Below are 22,500 nucleotides of genomic sequence, written 5' to 3'. Positions count from 1 at the left end.
GTGGGAGGGTCTGGGGCAGAGGTGCTGACACCCCCAGTGTCGGCGGACGAGGCCCGAACATGACCCGTTGTCACTGTATCGTCCGTGGACACCGAGACAGGCCGCCAGCAGCGCTCCGCACGAGTGGAAAGCCTTTCATGCGAACAGCTTTGTGAGCCCCACTTGTCCACCGCCGTGCCCCCCATAGATTCGACTGGCGTGGATTTTGCGTACGCGCGACCCCTTCCGGTGAGCTCCGAATGACCACGCTCGCCGTCATCCCCGCCAGACTCGGGGCCACCCGGCTCCCCCGCAAACCGCTCCGCGAACTCGGCGGCGCCCCCCTCGTGGTCCGAGTCCTCGAGCGCGTCCAGTCGCTCGGATTGGCCGACGAGGTCGTCGTGGCGACCGAGGCCGAGGAGGTCGCCGACGTGGTCCGCCGTGCCGGCGGCCGCGCGATGATCACCTCCGACCAGCACCCGTCAGGGACGGATCGCGTGGCCGAGGTGGCGATGCATCCGGACTTCCTGCGGCATGACGTGATCGTGAACGTGCAGGGGGACGAGCCCTTCATGCGCGGCGACGCGATGGCCGGCTCGATCGCGATGGTGCGCGACCATGGGTTCGACCTGGGGACCGCTGCCGGGAAGCGCACCGCGGCGATCATGGACGACCCGAACTGCGTGAAGGTCGTGCGCGCCGACGACGGGCGCGCGCTCTACTTCTCGCGCGCGCCCATCCCGTTCCTCCGCGACGAGTCGGACGCGCCCACGCGCGACGCGCTCGTGCTGCAGCACATGGGGATCTACGCCGCCCGCCGCGAGGCGCTCGCCAAGTGGGTCTCGCTCCCGCCGCACCCGCTCGAGCTCGTCGAGAAGCTCGAGCAGCTCCGCGCCCTCGCCGCCGGCCTGGCGATGGGCGTGGCGATCGTCGATGCCCCGTCGTGGGGCGAAGTGAACACCGAGGACGACCTCGTGCGCGCGAACGCGCACTGGGCAACCTCCGCCACCGGACCCACCCGATGACGCCGACCACCCCGCATTCCTCCCCCAAGTACATCTTCGTCACCGGCGGCGTGGTCTCGTCGCTCGGCAAGGGCATCGCGGCGGCCTCGCTCGCGCGGCTGCTCGTGGAGCGCGGCCTGCGCGTCACGATGATGAAGCTCGACCCGTACCTCAACGTGGACCCGGGGACGATGTCGCCGTTCCAGCACGGCGAGGTGTTCGTGACGGACGACGGCGCCGAGACGGACCTCGACCTGGGGCACTACGAGCGGTTCATCGACCGGCCGCTGACGCAGGCGAACAACATCACGACGGGGCGCATCTACTCCAACGTGATCACGAAGGAGCGTCGCGGCGAGTACCTCGGCTCGACGGTGCAGGTGATCCCGCACATCACCGACGAGATCAAGAGCGCGGTGCGCCGCGTGGCGCCGGAGAACGACGTGGTGCTCGTCGAGGTGGGCGGCACGGTGGGCGACATCGAGTCGCTGCCGTTCCTCGAGGCGATCCGCCAGTTCCGCCATGACGTGGGGCGCGAGAACACGCTGTTCATCCACCTCACGCTCGTGCCGTGGATCGCCGCGGCGGGCGAGGTGAAGACGAAGCCGACGCAGCACTCGGTGCGCGACCTGATGGAGATCGGCATCCAGCCGGACATCCTCATCTGCCGCAGCGAGCGGCCGCTGGCGGAGGACGTGAAGCGGAAGATCGCGCTCTTCTGCAACGTGGAGTTCGGGGCGGTGATCGAGAGCCGCGACGTGAAGACGATCTACCAGATCCCGCTGGTGTTCCGCGAGCAGAACTTCGATGATCTGGTGTGCCGCAAGCTGGGGCTCGAGACGAAGCAGCCGGACATGACGGCGTGGAAGGCGCTGGTGGACCGGGTGATCGCGCCGAGCCGGAAGGTGCGGATCGCGGTGGTGGGCAAGTACACCGACTACGTGGACTCGTACAAGAGCGTGCAGGAGTCGCTCATCCACGGCGGGATCGCGAACGACGTGGGGGTGGAGATCGCCTGGACGTCGAGCGACCTGTTCACCGACGCGGCGAAGGCGCGCGAGATCGTGCTCGGGTTCGACGGTGTGCTGGTGCCGGGCGGCTTCGGCGTGCGCGGCGTGGAAGGGATGGTCGAGTGCATCCGCGCCTGCCGCGAGACGCAGACGCCGTTCTTCGGCATCTGCCTCGGGATGCAGGTGGCGATCATCGAGTTCGCGCGGCACGTCTGCGGGATCGACGACTCCAACTCGAGCGAGTTCGCGCCGGAGTGCAGCAACCCGGTGATCTCGCTGCTGGAGAGCCAGCAGAACGTGAAGGACATGGGCGGCACGATGCGGCTGGGCTCGTACGCCTGCCGCCTCAAGCCCGGCTCCAAGGCGGCGGAGATCTACGGCCAGCCGGAGATCAGCGAGCGGCACCGGCATCGCTACGAGGTCTCCAACCAGTATCGCGAGACCTTCCAGCAGCACGGGATGCGGCTCTCGGGGCTCTCGCCCGACGGGTCGCTCGTGGAGATGATCGAGCTGCCGGACCATCCGCACTTCGTGGCCTGCCAGTTCCATCCGGAGCTGAAGTCGCGGCCGACGCGCCCGCATCCGCTCTTCTCGGCGTTCGTCGCCGCGGCGGCGCAGAAGGCGAGCGCCGCCGGCGCCGCGCGCGGTCCCGCCCAGCTCGCCGAGGCGAACTGATGCCGGCGACCTTCCCGACCGACCGGCTCTTCCTGATCGCGGGGCCCTGCCAGGTGGAGGGCGACGAGCTGATGTTCCGCGTCGCCGACCACCTCGCGCGGCTCGCGGAGAAGGTGCCGGGCGGGATCATCTTCAAGGCGAGCTTCGACAAGGCCAACCGCTCCAACGCGGGCGCGATGCGCGGCCCGGGGATCGAGGCGGGGCTGGCGTCGCTCGTGCGGGTGCGCGAGCGGAGCGGGCTGCCGGTGGTGACCGACGTGCATCTCCCCGAGCAGTGCGCGATGGCGGCGCAGGCGGTGGACGTGCTGCAGATCCCGGCGTTCCTCTGCCGCCAGACGGACCTGCTCGAGGCGGCCGGCGCGACGGGGAAGCCGGTGAACGTGAAGAAGGGGCAGTTCCTGCACCCCGAGGGCATGGCGGGTGCGGTCGCGAAGGTGCGCGCCGCGTACGCGACCTCGCCGCAGGCGGCCGAGGGACCCTGCGAGATCGCGGTCACGGAGCGCGGCTCGTTCTTCGGGTACGGGGACCTCGTGGTGGACATGCGGAGCTTCATGCGGATGCGCGAGGCGACCTCGGCGCCGGTGATCTTCGACGCGACGCACTCGGTGCAGCGGCCGGGGCAGGGACAGGGCGGCGCCTCGGGCGGGGCGCGCGAGTTCATCCCGCCGCTCGCGCTCGCGGCCATCGCCGCCGGTGCCGACGGGCTCTTCATGGAGACGCACCCCGACCCGGACCATGCGCCGAGCGACGGGCCGAACATGGTGCCGCTGCACGAGCTCGACGCGCTGATCGAGAAGTGCGTGGCCACCTGGGAGCTGGTGCGCGGATGATCCTCGGCACGAGCGGGGTCACGATCGATCCGGCGCAGGCGCGGCGCATCCGCCTCGTCTGTTTCGACGTGGACGGCGTGCTCACCGACGGCGGGGTGATCCTCGGCGACGCGGCGGGGCAGCGCGTGGAGCTCAAGCGCTACGACATCCAGGACGGGCTGGGGATCGTGATGCTCAAGCAGGCGGGGATCCTCACCGCGATCATCACCGGGCGCGAGTCGGAGAGCGTGCGGCTGCGCGGGATCGAGCTGGGCGTGGACGACTGCATCCAGGACAACAAGGCGCGGAAGGTCTCGGCGCTGCGGCAGCTGCTCGAGCGGCGCGGGCTCCAGTGGGAGGAGGTCGCGTTCGTCGGCGACGACCTGCCCGACCTGGGCGTGCTGCGGCGCGTGGGGATGCCGGTGTGCGTGGCGAACGCGACGGCCGAGGCGCGGCGGACGGCGACGGTGCAGCTGACGAAGAGCGGCGGGGCGGGGGCGGTGCGCGAGTTCTGCGAGGCGCTGCTGCGCGCGCGCGGCGAGTGGGACACGCAGGTGGAAGCGTACGTCGCGGCGCGGATGGAGGAACTGTGAGCCAGGAACGGATCGTCGAGCGCGGGCGTCGCGTGCTGCGGCTGGAGCAGGAAGCGATCGGCGTGGCCGTGGAGCGGCTGGGCCCGTCGTTCGCGCGGGCGGTGGAGCTCATCAAGGGATCGAGCGGGCGCGTGATCGTGTCGGGGATCGGGAAGTCGGGGCTGATCGGCCGGAAGATCGCCGCGACGATGACCTCTACCGGGACGCCCGCGTACTTCCTGCATCCGACCGAGAGCGTGCACGGCGACCTGGGCATCGTGACGGACAAGGACATCGCGATCCTGCTCTCCAAGAGCGGCGAGACGGTGGAGCTGCTGCCGCTGCTGGAGCAGCTGACGCGGCTCGGCGTGCCCTGCATCGCGATCACCGGCGACGCGGCCTCGACGCTGGCGCGCACCTGCACGGTCTCGCTCGACGGCTGGGTGCGCGAGGAGGCGTGCCCGCACGACCTCGCCCCCACGACGAGCACGACGCTGGCCCTCGCCCTCGGGGACGCGCTCGCGGTGGCGTTGCTGGAGGAGAAGGGGTTCCGGCGGGAGGACTTCGCGCGGTTCCATCCGGGCGGGTCGCTGGGACGGAAGCTGCTGCTCCGCGTGCGCGACGTGATGGTGAGCGACGCCCTCCCGATCCTGCCCGGCACGGCGACCATGCGCGAGGCGGTGGTGCAACTCGCCGAGCGGCGGGGTATCTGCGTGATCGCCGCGCCGGATGGCCGGTTGCTCGGCGTCATCACCACCGGAGACCTCTCGCGCCTCATGGAGCAGGAACAGGAGATCTTCCCCATCCCCGTCGAACGCGTCATGACGCGCACGCCCAAGTCGATCCGCGCCGACGAGCTCGGCAGCGCCGCGGTGCACCTGATGGAGACGAAGGGCATCATCGCCCTGCCGGTGCTCGACGACGCGGAGCGCGTGGTGGGGGTGGTGCACCTGCACGACCTCATGCGCGCGGGAGCGGTCTGATGCGGCGTCACCTGCATGGCATGCCGCGCCTCGTCGCGGTGCTGGCGCTGGCCGCCGCCGCGAGTGCGGGCGCCTGTTCGAGTCCCGGCGGGGAGCCGGCTGTCGGCACGGACGAGCTCGCGATCCTCGACTCGGCCGACCAGGTGGCGTTCGGCTTCCGGACCCTCGTGACCGACGGCGGCCTGCTGCGCGCCGAGGTGTTCGCCGACACGGCGCTCTTCCTCGACCAGAACACGCGCGCCTCGCTGCGCAACGTGCACGGCGACTTCTTCGGGGCCACGGGCTCGAAGGAGGCGACGATGACGGGGCGGCTCGGTTCGATCAACACGCGGGCGAACGTGCTGGAGGCGTGGGGGAACGTGGTGATCACGTCGGTGGACGGCCGCGTGCTGAAGACCTCGATGATCCGCTACATCCAGTCGCAGAACCTGGTGATGTCCGACTCGGCCTTCGTGCTCACCGAGCCGGGGGAGAAGGAGATGCGCGGGATCGGCTTCCGGACGGACCCGAGCCTGAACGCGGTGCAGGTGCTGCAGGTGGAGCGTGGGCGCGGTGGTGCCGTGCGCCTTCCGGACGGTGCGTGAGCCGTTCGCGCCTCGCCTCCCTGGCCGCGCTCGTCGCGCTCGCGCTGCTGCCCGCCGCGGCGGCGGCGCAGGAGTCGCGCGGGGTGTGCGAGGTGGAGATCCGGGGCGTGGTGCGGGGCGGGGTGCTGGTGACGACGATGAACCGCTCCAAGATGCCCGACGGCACGAGCCGCACCTTCTTCGGCGGCGGCGTGGACGCGATCTGCATCGGGCAGGGGAACCGGTTGCTCGCCGACAGCGCCGAGCACTATGAGGACCGGGGCGAGCTGATCCTGATCAACCGCGTGCGGTACACCGAGCCGCGGATGAACATGCAGTCGGACCGGATGGTGTACTTCACGCGCGACGAGCGGCTGATCGCGACGGGGAACGTGCGGGGCAAGACGAACACCGGGACGCGGTTCACCGGTCCGTTGATGGAGTACTTCCGGGCCAAGCCGGGCCTGCGCGCGACGCCGTCGTGGCGGGCGCCGGGGCGTCCGTTCGTTCGGATGGCGCCGCAGGACTCCGCCGCGTCGCGACCGGCGCGGGCCGCTGCCGCCCCGTCGACGGGGGCGCCGCGCGACAGCTCCACCCGAGGCGACTCCACCGACATCACCGCCGACCTGGTGATCTCGGAGAATGACTCGCTGGTGTGGATGTCGGGGACGGTGGTGATCGAGCGGACCGACATGCGCGCCACCGGCGACTCGGCGACGCTCGACCAGGGGACCGGCTTCGCCCGGTTGCTCGAGGACCCGAAGGTGGTGGGACATGGCCAGCGCCCCTTCACGATGGACGGGATCGAGATCGACATCTGGTCGCAGGAGCAGAAGCTCGAGCGGGTGCGGTCGTCGGGCGAGGCGCAGGTGGTGAGCGACTCGCTCAACCTGAAGGGGGACACGATCGACCTCCGGTTCGCCGACCAGCTCATGCAGCGGGTGTACACGTGGGGTGGCCGTGCGATCGCGATCACGCCGCAGCAGGAGATGGAGGCCGACTCGCTCGACATCCGGATGCCCGGCCAGAAGATCCGGGAGTTGCACGCCCTCGGCCGGGCGGTGGCCTTCACCGTGACCGACTCGCTCCGGATCGAATCGACGGAGCGGGACTGGATCCGCGGGGACACGATCGTCGCCCTGTTCGACAGCGCGGCGGTGGACGACACCGCCTCGGCGCGGATGAAGCAGGTGACGGCGACGGGGACGGCGCGGGCCTACTACCAGCTCGCCCCCTCATCCGGGGTGAAGGGGCCGCCGAACATCAGTTATAACACGGGGCGGCTGATCGTCGTCTCCTTTGAGGCCGGTGAGGTCTCGAAGGTGGACGTGAAGGACGGGGCGCGTGGGCTCTACCTGGAGCCCGTGGCGGCCCCCGCCCCCAGCGACACCGTCCGCGGTCCCACCGCGAAGCCGGACCCGAAGCCCTCCGCCAAGCCCGTCCCGAAGCCAGCCCCCGAGCGTCCGTGACCGATCCCACCGCCTCCGGCGGCCCTGACCGCGCCCTGATCCTCCGCCTCACCGGCGGGGACCGGTCGACCGCGCTCTGCCTCCTCGCGATCTGCCAGCGCGCGGACGCCGAGGGCGTGGCGCCGTTCCATGAGGTGGCGATCGCGTACCGCGACGACCACCTCAATGCGATGCGCGCCGAGGGCCGCGACGTGGAGGCCGAAGCGGGCCGCCTGTCGGTGGACGAGGTGCGGGACCACCTGCGGCGCGTGGCGCTGCCGCGGCTGGTGGCCTCGGGTGCGCTCGCTGCGGTGGACTTCTCCCGCGCGGACGCCGAGTTGCGGATCCGACTGGGGGACGAGCTCCGGGCGCGGCACGGCGCCGAGCCGGAGGCGCTGCAGGCGCAGCTCCGGCTCACCGGCGAGCACCCGGCCCCTGCGCGGCGGACGCCGCCCCTGGCGCAGGCCGCGGTGGGGAAGGCCAGCGTCCTCTCGGCGCACGGCCTGGTGAAGACGTACAAGAAGCGGAACGTGGTGAACAACGTCCAGCTGGAGCTGCGGCAGGGCGAGATCGTCGGCCTGCTGGGTCCCAACGGCGCGGGCAAGACGACGACGTTCTACATGATCGCCGGGTTGATCCCGCCGGCCGCGGGCACGATCCGGCTGGACGGCGACGACATCACGCGGATGCCGATGTTCCAGCGCGCGCGGCGCGGCATCGGCTACCTGTCGCAGGAACCCTCGATCTTCCGGAAGCTGTCGGTCGAGGAGAACATCATGGCGATCCTCGAGACGCTGCCGATCGACCGGCAGGAGCGGGAGCGCCGGCTCGAGGGGCTGCTCGACGAGCTGAGCATCAAGCACCTGCGGGCGAGCAAGGCGTACGCGCTCTCGGGCGGCGAGCGCCGCCGGCTGGAGATCACGCGCGCGCTCGTGACCGAGCCGAAGTTCATGATGCTCGACGAGCCGTTCGCGGGCGTGGACCCGATCGCGGTGCACGACATCCAGCAGATCGTCGCGTCGCTGAAGGACCGCGGCATCGGCGTGCTCATCTCGGACCACAACGTGGAGCAGACGCTCGACATCGTGGACCGGGCGTACATCATGTTCGACGGGACGGTGAAGGTGTCCGGCCCGGTGCGCGAACTGATCTTCGACGACACGGTGTCGAAGGTCTACTTCGGCCCGACGCTCACGGCGCGCCTGCGCGAGCGGTTCCGCTCCGAGCATCCGGAGACGGAACCTCCCTCGACCGGAGAGGCACCGTGAAGGCAGGGCTGCAGCAGTCGGCGAGGCTCGGCCAGGAGCTGAAGGTCAATCCACGCCTGTACCAGGCGATGGACATGCTCTACATGCCGCTCCTCGACCTGCAGCAGCACCTGAAGCAGGAACTGATGGTGAACCCGTTCCTCGACCTCGTGGAGCCCGAGGACGACGAGGCGGAGCAGGAGGAGGAGACGGCGGCGGAAGCGGACGCGACCGCCGAGGCGGAGCAGCCCGAGACGCCGGCGCCGGCCGACAGCGACGACGAGTCGCAGTGGGAGGAGATCCTCCTCAACGGCTTCGAGGTGGGCGGGGTGCGCGAGGAACGCGACGACCGCGAGCACTACGAGCCGGTGACGATCGCGACGCGCGGCCTCGACGACCACCTGCGCGACCAGGTGCGGCTGCTCGACCTCTCGGAGCGCGAGGAGCTGCTGGCCGACGAGTTCATCGGGAACATCAACGAGGACGGCTGGCTCGCGGCGTCGCTGGACGAGATCCTCACGGGGATCAACAACGAGCTCAAGCGCGCCGCCGAGGCGGCCGACGTGGAGCGCGAACTGCCGCTGTTCACGATGCCCGAGGCGGAGCGGATGCTGCGCACGATCCAGGCGCTCGATCCGGCCGGCATCGGGGCGCGGGACCTGCACGAGTGCCTCGTGCTGCAGCTCAAGGACTCGGGGCTGGTCGGGACGCTGTCGGAGACGCTCGTGCGCGAGCACTTCCCGGAGCTCATCGCGCACCGCTGGGTGGAGATCGGTCGCAAGCTCGGGATCCCGCCCGGCGAGGTGCAGACCGCCGCCGACGCGATCGCGAAGCTGAACCCCAAGCCGGGGCGCGCCTACGCCGAGGGCGGGGACAACTACGTCGTGCCGGACCTGATCGTGGAGAAGGTCGAAGGGGAATACCTCGTCTTCATCAACGACGCGAACCTGCCGCGGCTCAAGCTGAGCAAGTCGTACCAGGAGATCGCGCGGGACAAGAAGAAGTTCGACGGCGAGAGCAAGGAGTTCATCACGAGCCGGCTGAGCGCGGCGCAGTGGCTGATCCAGGCGATCGAGCAGCGGCGGCAGACGATGCTGAAGGTGATGCACTTCATCGTGGACCGGCAGCGCGAGTTCTTCGAGAAGGGGGAGCAGGCGCTGCGGCCGCTGACGCTGCGCGAGGTGGCCGAGGCGATCGGGATGCACGAGTCGACGGTGTCGCGCGTGACGAACGAGAAGTTCGCGCAGACGCCGCGCGGCGTGCTCCCGCTCAAGTACTTCTTCTCGTCGGCGCTCAAGAGCTCCGACGGCGAGGACGTGTCGGCGCGCGCCATCCGCTCGACGATCGAGAAGCTCGTGGCCGACGAGGATCCGAAGAGTCCGCTCACCGACCAGGCGCTCGTGGAGCTCCTGGAGCGCGACGGCGTGCAGATCGCCCGGCGCACGGTGGCGAAGTACCGCGACCAGCTCGGCGTGCTCCCGGCGCGCATGCGCAAGCGCCTCTAGTACCGCCTCTCGCACCGTCTTTCGCTCCCCCATGACCGCGACCGCCCGTCCCGCACCGTCCGTGCCCGCCGTCGACGCCCCGTTGCCGCGCGTGTCGATCCTCGTCCCGGCGAAGGACGAGGCCGAGAACCTCCCGCTCTTCGTGCAGCTCTGCGCCGAGATGATCGCGCGGCAGTCGGTCGGCTACGAGGTGGTGGTGGTGAACGACGGCTCACGGGACGACACCGTGCGGGTGCTCGCGGCGCTCGAGGCGCAGCATCCGTTCCTGCGCGTGGTGCATCATCGCGCCCAGCGGGGGATCGCCGACGCGCTGCGCACCGGCTTCCTGCACGCGAGCGGCGACATCCTCGTCTTCTATCCGGCCGACCTGCAGTTCAAGCCCGAGGACATCCCGAGCCTCGTGCAGCCGATCCTCGAGGACCGGTCGGACATGGTCACCGGCTACAAGCAGGGCGTGTACGAGAAGGCGTTCGTCTCGGGGATCTACAACCGGCTCTCGCGCTCGCTGTTCGACGTGCCGGTGCGCGACCTCAACAACGTGAAGGCGTACCGCCGCGTGATCATGGAGGAGCAGCCGGTGCGGCCGGACTGGCACCGCTACATGATCGTGCTCGCGCACGCCAAGGGCTACACCGTCACCGAGGTGCCGATCCCGCTCTACCCGCGCCATGCGGGGAAGTCGAAGTTCGGGCTCAGCCGCATCCCCATCGGGGTGCTCGACATGCTGGCGGTCTGGTTCGAGCTGCGCTTCGGGCAGAAGCCGCTGCTCGCGTTCGGCATGCTCGGCGCGGGGCTCTTCGCGCTCGGACTGCTCGCCGGGCTCGTCGCCCTCGTGCTGCTCTTCACGCGCGACATCGGCCTGCGCTGGGTGTGGACGCTCATCCAGACCTGCCTGCTGCTGGGCTCGGTCTTCTTCGCGACGGGCCTGCTCGGCGAGCAGATCGCGGTGATGCGCGCCGAACAGCGGGAACTGCGGCGGATCCTCGACGAGGTCTTGCTGGACCGCCGCGCGCGGTGACCGCGATGCGCGTGCTCTTCGTGGCGCACGCGTATCCGCGATTCCCGGCGGACGCGGCGGGCTCCTTCCTGCACCGCCTGGCGCTGGCGCTGCGAGGCCGAAGGGGCGGTGGTGGAGGTGCTCGCGCCCGCCGGCGCGGGCCTCGCCGAGCGGGAGACGATCGACGGCGTCCCGGTGCGCCGCTTCCGCTACGCGCCGCGCGGGCTGGAGACGCTCGCCTACACGGGGACGATGGCCGAGCAGGTGCTCGGGTCGCTCGGTGGCAAGGCCGCGCTCGCCGGGTTCCTCGCCGCCGGGAGCTGGGCGCTGCGCCGCGAGCTCGCGCGCTTCGCGCCCGACGTGGTGCATGCGCACTGGTGGTTCCCGGCCGGGCTGCTCGCGCTCGCGGGGGGCGGCGGCAAGCCGTTGATCACGACCATGCACGGCTCCGATGTGCGCCTCGCGCGGAAGGTCTCGGTGGTGCACCCGTTGATGCGCGCGGTGCTCCGGCGGTCGCGCGCGGTGACGTCGGTCTCGAGCTGGCTCGCGGACGAGGCGCGCGCGATGGCTCCGGAGGCGCGGATCGTCGTCGCGCCGATGCCGGCGGACACGGCGGCCTTCGCGCCGGAGGGGACGCCGGTGGCGGGGCGGTTCCTGTTCGTCGGGCGGCTGAACGCGCAGAAGGGGGTCGCCGACCTGCTCGACGCGTTCGCGCAGTTGCCGGCCGACGCGACGCTCGACGTGGTGGGCGATGGCGATGATCGCGCGGCGCTGCATGCGCGCGCCGCGAGCCTCGGCGTCGCCGGGCGCGTGCGGTGGATCGGGCACATCGACCGGTCGGCGCTCGGGGATGCGTATCGGAGCGCGATCGCGGTGGTCATGCCGTCGCGCGACGAAGGGCTCGGGCTCGTGGGCGTGGAGGCGCAGCTCTGCGGCACGCCGGTGATCGCGTATCGGTCCGGCGGCCTGCCGGACGTGGTGGACGCCGCGTGGGGCGGGACGCTCGTCGAGCCGGGTGACCTGACGGGACTCGCGGCGGCGATGCGGGCGCGACTCGTCGCGCGGAGCGCGGCGGGTGGCGTGGATGCCTCCGCCGGCGCGGCGCGCGCGCGGATGCTGGAGCGGTTCGCCCCGCGCGAAGTGGCGTCGCGCTATCTCGCGCTGTACGAACAGGCGGTGCGTGATGCGACTGCCTGACCTGCGAGAAGCGTGGGCGATGGCGCGCGGCCGCGGCGACCCGGACTCGGCGCGGGCACGCACCGCGCGCCTCATGCTCGCCGTCGCGGCGGGGCAGGCGATCTCGCTCGCGGTCTCGCCGCTCCTCACGCGCCTCTTCCCGCCCGCGGCGTGGGGCATCTTCGGGGTGTATCTCGCCGCGCTCGGCTCACTGAGCACCGCGGCGTCGTGGCGGCTGGGGATCGCGGTGGCATTGCCGGAGTCGGATGACGAGGCGGTCGCGGTGGTGGGCGCCGGGCTCTTCGCGTCGCTCGTCTCGGCGCTCGTGGCAGTGGTGGTGCTCGCCGTGGCCGGCCGGTGGATCGCCGGCGACCTGCTGCGCGCCCCGGCCGCGTACGCCACGCTCTGGCTCGTGCCACTGGGGATGTTCGGCGCGGGCGTGGCCGACGTGCTCTCCGGGTGGTGCCTGCGGCACCGCTCGTTCGATGCGCTCGTGCGGCTGCGCGTGTCGCGTTCGGTGGGGATCGCGGCGGGACAGGTGGTCACCGCGTTCCTCACGCGCGCCTCGGCGGTGGGACTGGCCCTCGGCGACGCAGCGGGACGGGTCTACAGCGCGGTGGAGATGGGCATCGTCGTGCGCCGCGCCGAGCGGGCGCGGGGCGGACGGTTCACCTGGGCCGCCACCAAGGCGGCGCTCTGGCGCTACCGCGAGTACCCGTTCGTCTCGGCGCCCTCGACGATGATCAATGCGATCGGCCTCTGGGCGCCGGTGTTCCTGCTGACGTACTGGTGGGGACCGGTCGCGAGCGGGCTCTTCGTGGTGGGACAGCGCGTGATCGGCGTGCCGATCGGGCTGCTGGGCGACTCGGCGGGGCAGGTGTACATCAGCGAGCTCGCGGCGCGGTCACGGACCTCGCGCGAGACGATGCCGGCGCTCTTCGCGAAGACCGCACGCGCACTGCTGCTGGTGGGCCTCGTGCCGATGCTCGCGATGGCGACACTGTCGCCGGTGGTGTTCCGGTTGGTGTTCGGCGCGGAGTGGACCGACGCGGGGGTGATGGTGCAGTGGCAGTCGCTCGCGCTCCTGGCGCAGCTGGTGGCGATCCCGCTCGCGCACACGTTGCTGGTCCTGCAGCACCAGCGTCGCCAACTCGGCTGGGACGTCGCGCGATTCGCGCTCACGGTGGGCGGGTTCTGGTGGGCCCACCGGTCGGGGATGGACGCCATCGCGGCCGTTGCGGTGTACAGTGCGGTGACCGCGGTGACGTACGGCCTGCTCATCGTCCTGAGCTGGCACGCGGTAGGGGAGCGGGCCGGTGTCGCGAGAGGTGACAGTCCTCCGGCGGCCGGGTAAGTTTCCCCTCGTCCGTGGCAGCGCCCGTCGCGCCCGTTCCCCTCTTCAGCACCGACCCGTGACGTCCACATCCGCCCGCCGCTGGTACGCGCATCCGGTCCTCGTCTTCGGCGTGGTCTGGGCCGTGATCCTCGGGATCTTCTTCGCCCCGCTGCTGGCCGGCGGCGTGATCATGAACCCGATGAGCGACGGCAAGGACGGCTACGTGACGCGCCACTTCGCCGCCGAGGTGATCCGGCAGTGGGGCGAGGTTCCGCGGTGGAACCCGTACATCTTCGGTGGCCTGCCGTTCCTCGGCGCGATGCACGGCGACCAGGTCTATCCGTTCTCCGTCGCGCTGCGCGCGATCTTCTCGCCGGCGCTCGGCATCGGCCTGGGCATGGTGCTGCACCTGTGGCTCGGCGCGGTGGGCCTGCTCGTGTTCCTCCGGACCCAGCGGCTCACCTGGACGGCGGCGGTGGTGGGCGCGACCGCGTACGGGATCGGTGGACCGTTCATCGGACTGTTCTATCCCGGGCATGACGGCAAGATCTACGTGCTCGGCCTGCTGCCGTGGGGGCTGATCGCGCTCACGCAGGCGACGCGCACACTGCGCCCGCTCTGGTTCGCGCTGTGGGGCGCGATCGTCGGGCTGATGCTGCTCTCGCCGCACTTCCAGATGACGTACTACGCGTCGATGCTGATGGGCGCGTTCCTCATCCTCAGCCTCGTCACCGAGACGGCGAAGTCGGCCCGGCTGAAGGTGCTCGTGATGATGGCGGTGGCGAGCGTCTTCGCGGTCGCGCTCGCGGGCGCGCAGCTGATGCCGTTCGCCGAGTACCTGCCGTTCAGTCCGCGCAGCGCGGCGGGTGGGACGTCCACCGGCTGGGAGTTCGCGACGAGCTGGGCGATGTCCGGGCTCGAGATGATCGGGTCGCTGTGGGGCGGGTTCGACGGATGGCACTCGACCTACTGGGGCGCCAATCCGTTCAAGCTCCACTCCGACTACCTCGGCCTGCTCACGGGCGTCCTCGCCATCACGGCGCTGCTGACCGTGCCGAAGGGCGGCGACCGGACGCGCGTCTGGTTCTGGAGCGGCGCCGTGGTGTTCGGGGCGCTCTGGTCGCTCGCGGCGCACACGCCGTTCTACCGGATCCCGTACACGCTGCTGCCGGGCATCTCCAAGACGCGCGCCGCGTCGATGATGTGGGGCCAGGTGTCGATGTGCGTCGCGGTGCTCGCCGCGTACGGCGTGGGGCAGCTCGAGGCGATGGGCGCCGAGGCGCGCGTTCGGTTCGCGAAGCGCGCCGGACTGGTGGTCGGCATCGGTGCGGCCTTCTTCGTGCTCGCGAGCGGGAACCTGCTGCCGGCGCTCGCCGACTCGGCCCGTCAGGGGGCCGCGTTCGAGGCGGTGTACGGCGCGCGGGTGGGCTTGCTGCTCGGCGCGGGCACCGTGCTCGCGTTCCTCATCATCGCGGCGCGCCAGCCGCGTTGGCTCGCGATCGCCGCGGCGGTGCTGCTCCTCGCCGACCTGGGCACGCAGGGTCGCCGCTTCGTGGTGATCGAGCCGCGTGGCGACGAGTACTTCGCCGCGGATCCGGCCGTCGTCGCGATGCAGGCCGACGCGAAGGAGACCACGCAGCCGTGGCGCGTGCTCCCGTTCGGGCGCGCGTTCTCGGACGACTATCTCATCGAGCACCGCGTCCGCAATGTGCTCGGGTATCACGGCAACGAACCGCACCACTACGACGAGCTGCTCGGCGGGAAGGGGCAGTGGTCCAACCTCTCCGACCAGCGCACCTGGCGCCTGCTCGGCGTGCGGTACCTCGTGGTGGACCAGGCGATCGAGGCCCCGGGCTTCGTGCCGATCGCGCAGAACGTCCGCACCTGGCTCGGTGAGCCGGCGTGGGTCTATCGCGTGCCGAACCCGACGCCGTGGGCGTGGGTCGCGCCGGTCGCGGTGAAGGTGCCGGATGAGGCGCAGGTGGTGCAGCTCGTGACCAAGGCGCCGAGTTTCTCGCCGGACCGGCTGGTGCTCGTCTCGGGCGACGCGCCGTTCGGCTCGACCGTGCCGCCCGCGGCCATGCCGGAGCCGCTCGCGGCACAGCCGGATATCCGTGTCACCGAGGGCGCACCGGGCGACTACACGCTCGCGATCACCGGCCTCGCGCAGGCGGGCGTGCTCGTGGTGAGCGAGAACTGGATGCCGTGGTGGACGGCGACGGTGGACGGCACGGCGGCACCGGTCGCGCGCGCCAACGGCGCCTTCCTCGGGATCGAGGTCCCCGCCGGCGCACGCGAGGTGCGGCTGCATCTCGACTCGCGCGGCGATGCGCGCGGCCTGCAGGCGTCGCTGTTCGGCGCCGGCGCGCTCGTGCTCCTCGCACTGAGCGGACTCCTCAAGCGGCGCGCACCGACGGGAGCCGACGCATCGGAGGCGACGGCGTGAGCGACGTCCGGGTCGTGCCGTTCGAGGCGCGGCACCTGGACGCCACGCTCGCGATGATGCGGCAGTGGAGCCCGGAGCACCCCGAGCTCGGGGAGCGCGCGCTCGTCGAGTGGCAGCGGTGCGCGCGCTACGTCGCGCTCAAGGACGAGACGGTGGTGGGGCAGATCTGCCAGGTCTCGCATGAGTTCCGCTACGGGAGCGGCACGAACGCGGGGAGCGCGCCGGTGCGGATCGGGTGGGGCATCACGCTCGTGCTCGACATGTCCGACGATGCGACGCGGAAGGCGGCCGGGCGGCAGCTGCTCGCGACGTGCGAGGAGGCGCCCGGGCTCAAGTACGCGGCGGTGGGCGTCGTCCCCGCGATCGAGCCGGCCTACCTCCGCCGCGGGCACCAGCTCACGCGCGACGCGAGCAGCTACTTCGCGCGCTTCTTCGCGCCCTCGAAGGCGCTCGCGTACTGGAAGAAGGCCACCTGGCTCGCGCCGGCGGTGCATGCGGCGAACCTCGTGTTCCAGCCCGAGACGCGCGTCCGGCACGGGAGCGTGGAGCGGATCACGCGCTTCGATCCCGCGTGGGACGCGACCTGGGACCGGCTCCTCTCCGCGCGCTACGAGCTCTACGGCCAGCGCGACGCCGAGTACCTGAACTACAAGCTCGCGCAGCCGAGCCGGGACTACCACGCGTATGTCCATCGTGGGCGCGATGGCGCGGTGGACGGGTACGTGGTCTTCCGGCGCGCCCGGCATCGCACACGGGACATGGACCTCGTGAAGATCTGCGACTTCGCCGGCACCGCGGAGAGCCTGCAGGACCTCTTCGCGACGGCGGTGGCGTTCGCGCGAACGGAGGCCCGTGGCACGTACGGCATCGTCGCGCTGAGCGCCGCCGTGGATGCGCCGCTGCTCAAGCGGGCCGGGCTGTTCGTCGCGCAGCCGTATCCGGTCGTCGTCGCCGCCGGTGTGCCGGGGAAGATGCGCGTCTCGTTCTTCGATTCGGATCTCGATGACCTCTGGTGACCGGACGGCACCACCACGGTCCGTGCGGATCGTGATCGGCTGCGACACGGACCCGGATCGCGAGGGGCTCGTCGGACCGATCCCGGCGGGTCGGCTCCAGTGGCGCGGCGTGGAGGAAGGGATCCCCGCGCTCAAGTCGCTGCTGCACGGGATCCATGATGCCCGCGGGCGCGAGCCGGTGTTCACCTGGCTCCTGCGGGCGGACGAGCAGGTGCGGGAGCTCTGCGGCGAGTACGCCTGGGTGGTCGGGGCGCATGGCGCGCTGCTGAAGAGCCTCGAGGCCTCCGGCGACGAGCTCGGCTGGCATCCGCACTTCTGGCGGCGGACCGGCCGCGACGGGAGCTGGATGCAGGAGCTCGAGGACGTCGAGTGGCAGCTGGAGATGCTGCGGTCGGCGCATGCGGCGCTCCATCCCGCGCTGCCCAACGGCGTCCGCAGCGTGCGCATGGGGTGGAACTACCACAACCTCCGCACCTTCGCCGCCCTCGATGCGCTCGGGATCCAGGTCGAGTTCTCGGCGCTGCCGGGGATGCGGACCCTCTTCGCCGACCCGCCCGCGCACCGCGAGAATCTGTTCGACTGGGTGTCCGCCCCTCGGCTCCCGTACCACGCCGCGCGGACGGATCATCGGCGCCGCGCGGGCGCCGGCGAGCCGGCCTTCGCGATGCTCGAAGTGCCGACCTTCGTCTCCGGGTCCCGCGTCTGGAGCTTGGCGTCCGGGCTGCAGCTGGCGCGGAAGACGCGCCGGACGGCGCCGTTCATGGATGCCTTGAAGCGTCCGACCTACTGGATCAACCTGACCGCCCGCCCGAATCTGTTCGGGCCGCTGGTCGCATCGCTCCGCCGCGCGCTCGTGCGGCGGGACGATCAGCCATTGGTCTTCGCGACATATTTCCACCCGGACGAGCTGCTGCCCAACCGCAGCTCCCTGTACGACCTGCCGAGCGTCCGCACCAACCTCCTCGCGCTCCTGCGCGTGTGCGAGGAGGCCGGTGTCCCGGCGGAATTCCTCCGGGCGCGGGAGCTCGCCGCGCCCGCTCCCGTCCCGAACGCCGTCCGACCGATCGCCCCGTGAGTGCCATGTCGCAGTCCGAGGAGGGGTTCCGCGCCCTCGTGGTGACCCCCACCTACAATGAGAAGGCCAATGTCCCGACGCTCGTCGAGCGCGTCCTCGCCCAGGATCCGCGGCTCGAGATGCTGTTCGTGGACGACAACTCGCCCGACGGGACCGGCGACCTGATCGCGGGGATCGCGGCCGACAATCCGCGGGTGCACCTGCTGCGGAGGGCAGGGAAGCTCGGCCTGGGCACCGCCTACCTCGACGGGTTCCGGTGGGCGCTGGCTCGGGACTACGAGCTCATCTTCGAGATGGACGCCGATTTCAGCCACGACCCGGCGCACCTGCCGCAGTTCCTGGCGGCGGCCGAGACCGCGGACTTCGTGCTGGGATCGCGGTACCTGAACGCCAAGGTGACGGTGGTCAACTGGCCGATCACCCGGCTCATGCTGAGCTACGGGGCGAACATCTACGCCCGGTGGGTGACGGGGATGCAGCTGTGGGACGCGACCGGGGGCTTCAAGTGCTTCCACCGGCGCGTCCTCGCGGCGATCGACCTCGGCGACGTCCGGTCCAATGGCTACGCCTTCCAGATCGAGATGTCGTTCCGGGCGATGCGGAAGGGGTTCAAGCCGGTGGAGATCCCCATCGTCTTCGCGGACCGGACCGAAGGGGAGAGCAAGATGAGCGGCCACATCGTCCGGGAGGCCATCTTCATGGTCTGGCGGCTCCGGTTGTGGGCGCTCACGGGGCGGCTATGAAGTTCTGGAAGATGTCGGGGTCGGGGAACGATTTCGTCTTCCTCGACGCCCGCGGGGACGACCTGCTGGCCAAGCGGGCCTCCGATCCGGACTTCGTGCGCGCCGTCTGCACACCCCACACGGGTGTAGGTGCTGATGGAGTTGCCATCATCCAAGACGCTCACGCGCATGACTTTAGGCTCACGTACCTCAACCGGGACGGGAGCTTCGGCGAGTTGTGCGGCAACGCCTCACTCTGCGCCACTCGGCTTGCAGTGGAACTCGAGCTCGCGAGCCCGCAGGCCCTGACCTTCGCTACGGACGCCGGAACGATCCGCGGCCGGATCCGCGAAGGGCAGCCGGAGATCGACCTGCAACCGCCCCAGAACGCGCGGACTGATGCCGGCATCAGCCGCCTTCATGGGGAGATCCGGATGGGATTCGTGGAGGTCGGCGTGCCGCACTTGGTGGTGCGGACGACCTCGTCGGACCTGGCGGAGCTTTCGGTCCGAGGGCCGGAGCTCCGGTACCACGAGAGCCTTCGTGCGGGCGCCAACGTGAACTGGGTATCCCCGGACTCGGATGGCAGCTGGCGGATCCGGACCTACGAGCGTGGGGTCGAGGCGGAGACGCTGGCGTGCGGGACCGGCGCGGTCGCCAGCGCGGTCCTGTTGGGATCGTGGGGCGAGGCCGGCGGCGTGACCCGGCTCCGGACTCGATCCGGCCGGACGCTGACGGTCACGCTGCGCCCAGGTCCGGGCGGCGAAACGCCGTCCTTGGCAGGCGAGGGGCGGATCGTTTTCGAGGGCAAGCTGCGGGAACTCTGATTTCCACAGCTTATCCAGCGCCTTAGGTTACATAATACATATTAGCCATTTGGTTCGGCGAGCCGCAGATCTGGCAGGGCTGGCCTGAGCCTGTCCAGATAGCGCGCCACCAACGGCGCACTGGTCCCCCGAAAACGCGAAGGGCCCGGCATTTCTGCCGGGCCCCGGACCTCAAGTGTTACGTGAGGTGCTCTACTTCTTGCCGATCACTTCACCCAAGCGGACCCGAGCCTCGCCGGCGAAGGGCGAGTCCTCGCGACGCGCCATCTCGGCGTAGATCTTCTCGGCGCCGGCCAGGTCGTTCGCCGCGACCAGATTCCGGGCCTGCTCGATCAGGTGCATGTCGCGGTCCTGAACGAAGGCCGATGCGGCGGCCGCCCGAGCGTACGCCGCGGCTGCTTCCGTCGGCTTGCCCTGCGACTCGTAGGCCGCGCCGATCAGGCTCTGGACCCCGGCCGTGAGCGCCTTGGGCGCCGACCGGAGGGCGGACTCGAGGACCGTGACGGCTTCCGGACCCTTGCCCTGGTCCATGAGCGACTGGGCGATGAGCATCGCCGCCTGGGTGCCGGCCGTCGTGCCCTGGTACCGGCTCACGACCTTCTCGAGCTCCGGGATCGCGATCGCCTGGTTGCCACCCATGAAGGAGGCTTCGGCGGCCGCGTAGGCCAGGCCGCCCTTCTCTTCCTTGATCTGGCCGGAGCGCTGGTACAGCCAGAACCCACCCGCGCTGGCGGCGACGACGATCGCGCCGACGAGGATCTTCTTCTGGTGGATGATCCACAGCTCGCCGAGGGACTCGGCTTCGATGGTCGGCGTGGGGCGCGCCGCCTCTCCGGTGTTCGTCATGGGGTGTTCGTCGGTGGTGATGGCCGCGGCAGGCCCTGCGCCGCGCGGCAGCCGTGAAAGGTAGTCGTACACGGCCTCCTATAGAAGAGAAGCCGCGCGCGACGTGCCAGCAGTGCCCCCGGGCAGACTCGAACTGCCGACCTGCGGTTTAGGAAACCGTCGCTCTATCCACCTGAGCTACGGGGGCGAAGCACCGGAAAGTAATGAGGGGGCCCATCGCCTGTGGATGGGCCCCCTCATGCGCGCCGGTGAGGCGCGGTCAGGGGCGCGGCTTGGCCGTCCTGGGTGCGGCGGCGCCGCTCGACGCGCCGGCCGAGCCGCTCGAACCACTGGAGCCACCCGAACCCTGAACCGTGGACGTGCTGCTGGTGGTCCCGACGCTCGTCCGCGGGGTCGCGGTGCCACCGCCGGTGCCGCCGCTGCCCGACTGCGTGTATCCGCGCCCGCGCACGGCGCGGCCGCCGGAGGTACCGGCCGTCTCGGACGGCGGCGTGACCGGACGGACGACCACGGGGATCCCGTAGCCCGGGACGCCATAGCCTCCCCAGCCGCCGAACGCGCCCCAGCCATAGCGGCCGCCGTACCCGTACATGGACGAGCCGTACATGTTGTAGCCGAGCGGGCAACCGATGCCGATACGCGAGCACTCGTACATCATCTGCCAGTCGTACATCGTGAGCATCGGGTAGCCGTTCATGTAACCGAACGGGTTCGCGGCGAAGGCGGCCTGCCGGGCCGTCTGGCCCTGGTCCACCGTTCCGGTGACCCCGCCGCTCACCCCGTCGATCACGAAGCTCTGCGGATACGACGCGGCGACGAGCAGGTCGATGATCGGCGTCGCGACGCCCAGCCGCTCGAACTCGACGAGGTCCGTGGCGGAGACGGTGTGCGCCCGCACGTCCAGTCGGGTGCGTTCCGCGTCGACGAGGTACGGCATCAGCTGCTCACGCGTCGCGGGCGGGATCTCCGCGTAGGACTCCACGGGCGCGAAGATGCGCAACTGCGTCGTCGCGACCTGCGAGAGCCCCGACCCCGTCATCTGGAGCAGATGACCGCTCGGCGCGATGGTGAAGGCCGTGGTGCGGAGCTGCTTGGGGTCGGTGCCGCAGGTGATCTCGGCGTTGACGAGCAGGCGCTCGCCATCCGAGGTCAGCCGCCCCTCCTCCCAGCCGCTGCAGGACTCGCCGCGCACCTCGATGCGCTTGCCGTCGAGGCTGAGCATGGAGACCGTCGCCTTGCCGTCGGCGGTGATCGAGGTGAACTCGACGATCGCCGAGGCGGTCGGCGTGAGGCAGATGCGGTTGCGCGCGGAGAGGCCATCGGCCGGCGCCCAGCAGCCGGCGAAGGCGAGTCCGGCGGGACGCGTCTGCGCGGACGCCGGTGCGGCGAGCGAGGCGCTCAGCAGCCCGGCGGCGATCAGAACCTGGATTCGCATGGTCATGGCCTCTTCAGAAACGTACGGTGAAGCCGATCACGGTGCTGACCCCCGAGAGGTCCACCCGGTAACCGGCGAACTCGCCGTTCGGGGCATCGCCGTCACCGGACGCGTTCAGATAGCGCGCCTGCGCGGTGACGAGGTACCGCTGGTTGAGATTCCACTGCGCCCCCGCCCCGAGCGAGAAGGTGCGCGCCCAGCCGGTGGAGGTGAGCCGGTCGGTGAAGACGTTGAGCGTCTGCTGGTCGATGAAATCGCCCTGCTGCTCGAAGCGATAGCGGGTGACGCCGGCCCCGGCCTGGACGAAGGGCACGAACTGCGCGGGGATCCACGCCACCGAGCCGATCTGGCGACCGCGGTCCCGCAGGTAGTAGCGCACCGAGGCGCTGAGCGGGACGCGATCGAAGCGGGTCGTCTGGCGGATGGGCTGGTCGAGGTTGTCGACCCAGTCGCGGTACTCGGACGGCGTCACGCTCCGGGAGCGCTCGGCGGCGAGCACGAGGTCGTAGCGCGGCCGGATCCCGATCGCGAGTTCCCCGCCCCACGATCCGACACCGAAGTCACCGCGATCGAGCGTGAGCTCGCGCGTGGCCAGCTCGTGCACACCGCCGCTGGCGAACGGGGCGGCGAAGCCGCCGAAGAGCGTGAGCGATCCCGGCGGGGGCCGGAAGAGGAAGCCGTCGCCGGCCCCCTGCTGCGCCGCGAGCGGCGCGGCGACGAGCGACAACACCAACAGTCCTGCGGTTCGTGCGGGCGTGCCGATGGACATTGCCCGGCCCTCGGTAGGGGTATGCACCATACTACTCGTGCCTCCCGCGGAACGTTCCGG

General features: G+C 70.9%; 20 protein-coding genes and 1 tRNA gene. 17 read left to right on the top strand and 4 right to left on the bottom strand.

Going from position 1 to position 22,500, the window contains the following annotated elements:
* The first annotated feature begins 239 nt into the window (after positions 1-239).
* From kdsB to dapF, 17 genes are all read left to right on the top strand, one after another.
* A complete protein-coding gene (kdsB, locus tag IPJ78_10020) occupies positions 240-1,004 on the top strand; it encodes a 3-deoxy-manno-octulosonate cytidylyltransferase (protein ID MBK7906885.1) in 765 nt (254 codons plus the stop codon).
* Positions 1,001-2,668: a CTP synthase gene (locus IPJ78_10015; protein MBK7906884.1), complete on the top strand. Its 1,668-nt coding sequence runs from the start codon at positions 1,001-1,003 to the stop codon at positions 2,666-2,668. Before kdsB ends, IPJ78_10015 begins: the two co-directional genes overlap by 4 nt.
* Positions 2,668-3,498: a 3-deoxy-8-phosphooctulonate synthase gene (gene kdsA / locus IPJ78_10010; protein ID MBK7906883.1), complete on the top strand. Its 831-nt coding sequence runs from the start codon at positions 2,668-2,670 to the stop codon at positions 3,496-3,498. The genes IPJ78_10015 and kdsA overlap by 1 nt, the downstream gene beginning before the upstream one ends.
* Positions 3,495-4,070 carry an HAD-IIIA family hydrolase gene (locus IPJ78_10005; protein MBK7906882.1) on the top strand — a complete coding sequence of 192 codons (576 nt, stop codon included), beginning with the start codon at positions 3,495-3,497 and terminating at the stop codon, positions 4,068-4,070. The genes kdsA and IPJ78_10005 overlap by 4 nt, the downstream gene beginning before the upstream one ends.
* Entirely contained in the window at positions 4,067-5,032 is a 966-nt protein-coding gene (locus tag IPJ78_10000; protein MBK7906881.1) for a KpsF/GutQ family sugar-phosphate isomerase, read from the top strand. The genes IPJ78_10005 and IPJ78_10000 overlap by 4 nt, the downstream gene beginning before the upstream one ends.
* On the top strand, positions 5,032-5,616 hold the full coding sequence (lptC, locus tag IPJ78_09995) for an LPS export ABC transporter periplasmic protein LptC (GenBank protein ID MBK7906880.1): 585 nt from the start codon (positions 5,032-5,034) through the stop codon (positions 5,614-5,616). Before IPJ78_10000 ends, lptC begins: the two co-directional genes overlap by 1 nt.
* Complete coding sequence (locus IPJ78_09990; GenBank protein MBK7906879.1) at positions 5,613-7,064, top strand: hypothetical protein; 1,452 nt, start codon at positions 5,613-5,615, stop codon at positions 7,062-7,064. The genes lptC and IPJ78_09990 overlap by 4 nt, the downstream gene beginning before the upstream one ends.
* A gap of 170 nt (positions 7,065-7,234) precedes the next feature.
* A complete protein-coding gene (gene lptB, locus IPJ78_09985) occupies positions 7,235-8,311 on the top strand; it encodes an LPS export ABC transporter ATP-binding protein (protein ID MBK7906878.1) in 1,077 nt (358 codons plus the stop codon).
* Complete coding sequence (gene rpoN / locus IPJ78_09980; GenBank protein MBK7906877.1) at positions 8,308-9,795, top strand: RNA polymerase factor sigma-54; 1,488 nt, start codon at positions 8,308-8,310, stop codon at positions 9,793-9,795. Before lptB ends, rpoN begins: the two co-directional genes overlap by 4 nt.
* A 31-nt stretch (positions 9,796-9,826) precedes the next feature.
* Positions 9,827-10,813 (top strand): glycosyltransferase family 2 protein, encoded by a 987-nt coding sequence (locus IPJ78_09975; GenBank protein ID MBK7906876.1) that lies wholly within the window; start codon positions 9,827-9,829, stop codon positions 10,811-10,813.
* 117 nt (positions 10,814-10,930) lie between these two features.
* The gene (locus IPJ78_09970) at positions 10,931-11,989 is read left to right on the top strand and encodes a glycosyltransferase (protein MBK7906875.1); all 1,059 of its coding nucleotides are present in this window, start codon (positions 10,931-10,933) and stop codon (positions 11,987-11,989) included.
* A complete protein-coding gene (locus tag IPJ78_09965) occupies positions 11,976-13,322 on the top strand; it encodes a hypothetical protein (protein ID MBK7906874.1) in 1,347 nt (448 codons plus the stop codon). Before IPJ78_09970 ends, IPJ78_09965 begins: the two co-directional genes overlap by 14 nt.
* Before the next feature lie 58 nt (positions 13,323-13,380).
* Positions 13,381-15,750 (top strand): hypothetical protein, encoded by a 2,370-nt coding sequence (locus IPJ78_09960; protein ID MBK7906873.1) that lies wholly within the window; start codon positions 13,381-13,383, stop codon positions 15,748-15,750.
* A complete protein-coding gene (locus IPJ78_09955; protein MBK7906872.1) occupies positions 15,747-16,766 on the top strand; it encodes a hypothetical protein in 1,020 nt (339 codons plus the stop codon). Before IPJ78_09960 ends, IPJ78_09955 begins: the two co-directional genes overlap by 4 nt.
* Positions 16,753-17,841: a hypothetical protein gene (locus tag IPJ78_09950; GenBank protein MBK7906871.1), complete on the top strand. Its 1,089-nt coding sequence runs from the start codon at positions 16,753-16,755 to the stop codon at positions 17,839-17,841. The genes IPJ78_09955 and IPJ78_09950 overlap by 14 nt, the downstream gene beginning before the upstream one ends.
* 5 nt (positions 17,842-17,846) lie before the next feature.
* Positions 17,847-18,584 (top strand): polyprenol monophosphomannose synthase, encoded by a 738-nt coding sequence (locus IPJ78_09945; protein ID MBK7906870.1) that lies wholly within the window; start codon positions 17,847-17,849, stop codon positions 18,582-18,584.
* Complete coding sequence (gene dapF, locus IPJ78_09940; protein ID MBK7906869.1) at positions 18,581-19,390, top strand: diaminopimelate epimerase; 810 nt, start codon at positions 18,581-18,583, stop codon at positions 19,388-19,390. The genes IPJ78_09945 and dapF overlap by 4 nt, the downstream gene beginning before the upstream one ends.
* Positions 19,391-19,582: 192 nt before the next feature.
* Here dapF and IPJ78_09935 read toward each other — a convergent pair whose 3' ends face one another.
* The 4 genes from IPJ78_09935 to IPJ78_09920 form a co-directional block, all read right to left on the bottom strand.
* Positions 19,583-20,308: a tetratricopeptide repeat protein gene (locus IPJ78_09935; GenBank protein MBK7906868.1), complete on the bottom strand. Its 726-nt coding sequence runs from the start codon at positions 20,306-20,308 to the stop codon at positions 19,583-19,585.
* A gap of 41 nt (positions 20,309-20,349) precedes the next feature.
* Positions 20,350-20,423 (bottom strand) — tRNA-Arg (locus tag IPJ78_09930).
* Between the two features lie 72 nt (positions 20,424-20,495).
* Positions 20,496-21,677 (bottom strand): hypothetical protein, encoded by a 1,182-nt coding sequence (locus IPJ78_09925; GenBank protein MBK7906867.1) that lies wholly within the window; start codon positions 21,675-21,677, stop codon positions 20,496-20,498.
* A gap of 7 nt (positions 21,678-21,684) precedes the next feature.
* Positions 21,685-22,440 carry a hypothetical protein gene (locus IPJ78_09920; GenBank protein MBK7906866.1) on the bottom strand — a complete coding sequence of 252 codons (756 nt, stop codon included), beginning with the start codon at positions 22,438-22,440 and terminating at the stop codon, positions 21,685-21,687.
* Positions 22,441-22,500 lie beyond the last annotated feature (60 nt).

The sequence above is a fragment of the Gemmatimonadota bacterium genome, from assembly GCA_016714015.1.
Taxonomy (GTDB): domain Bacteria; phylum Gemmatimonadota; class Gemmatimonadetes; order Gemmatimonadales; family Gemmatimonadaceae; genus Pseudogemmatithrix.
Note: the sequence above shows the minus strand (reverse complement) of the source record. Positions and strands in the feature narration are given on the sequence as shown.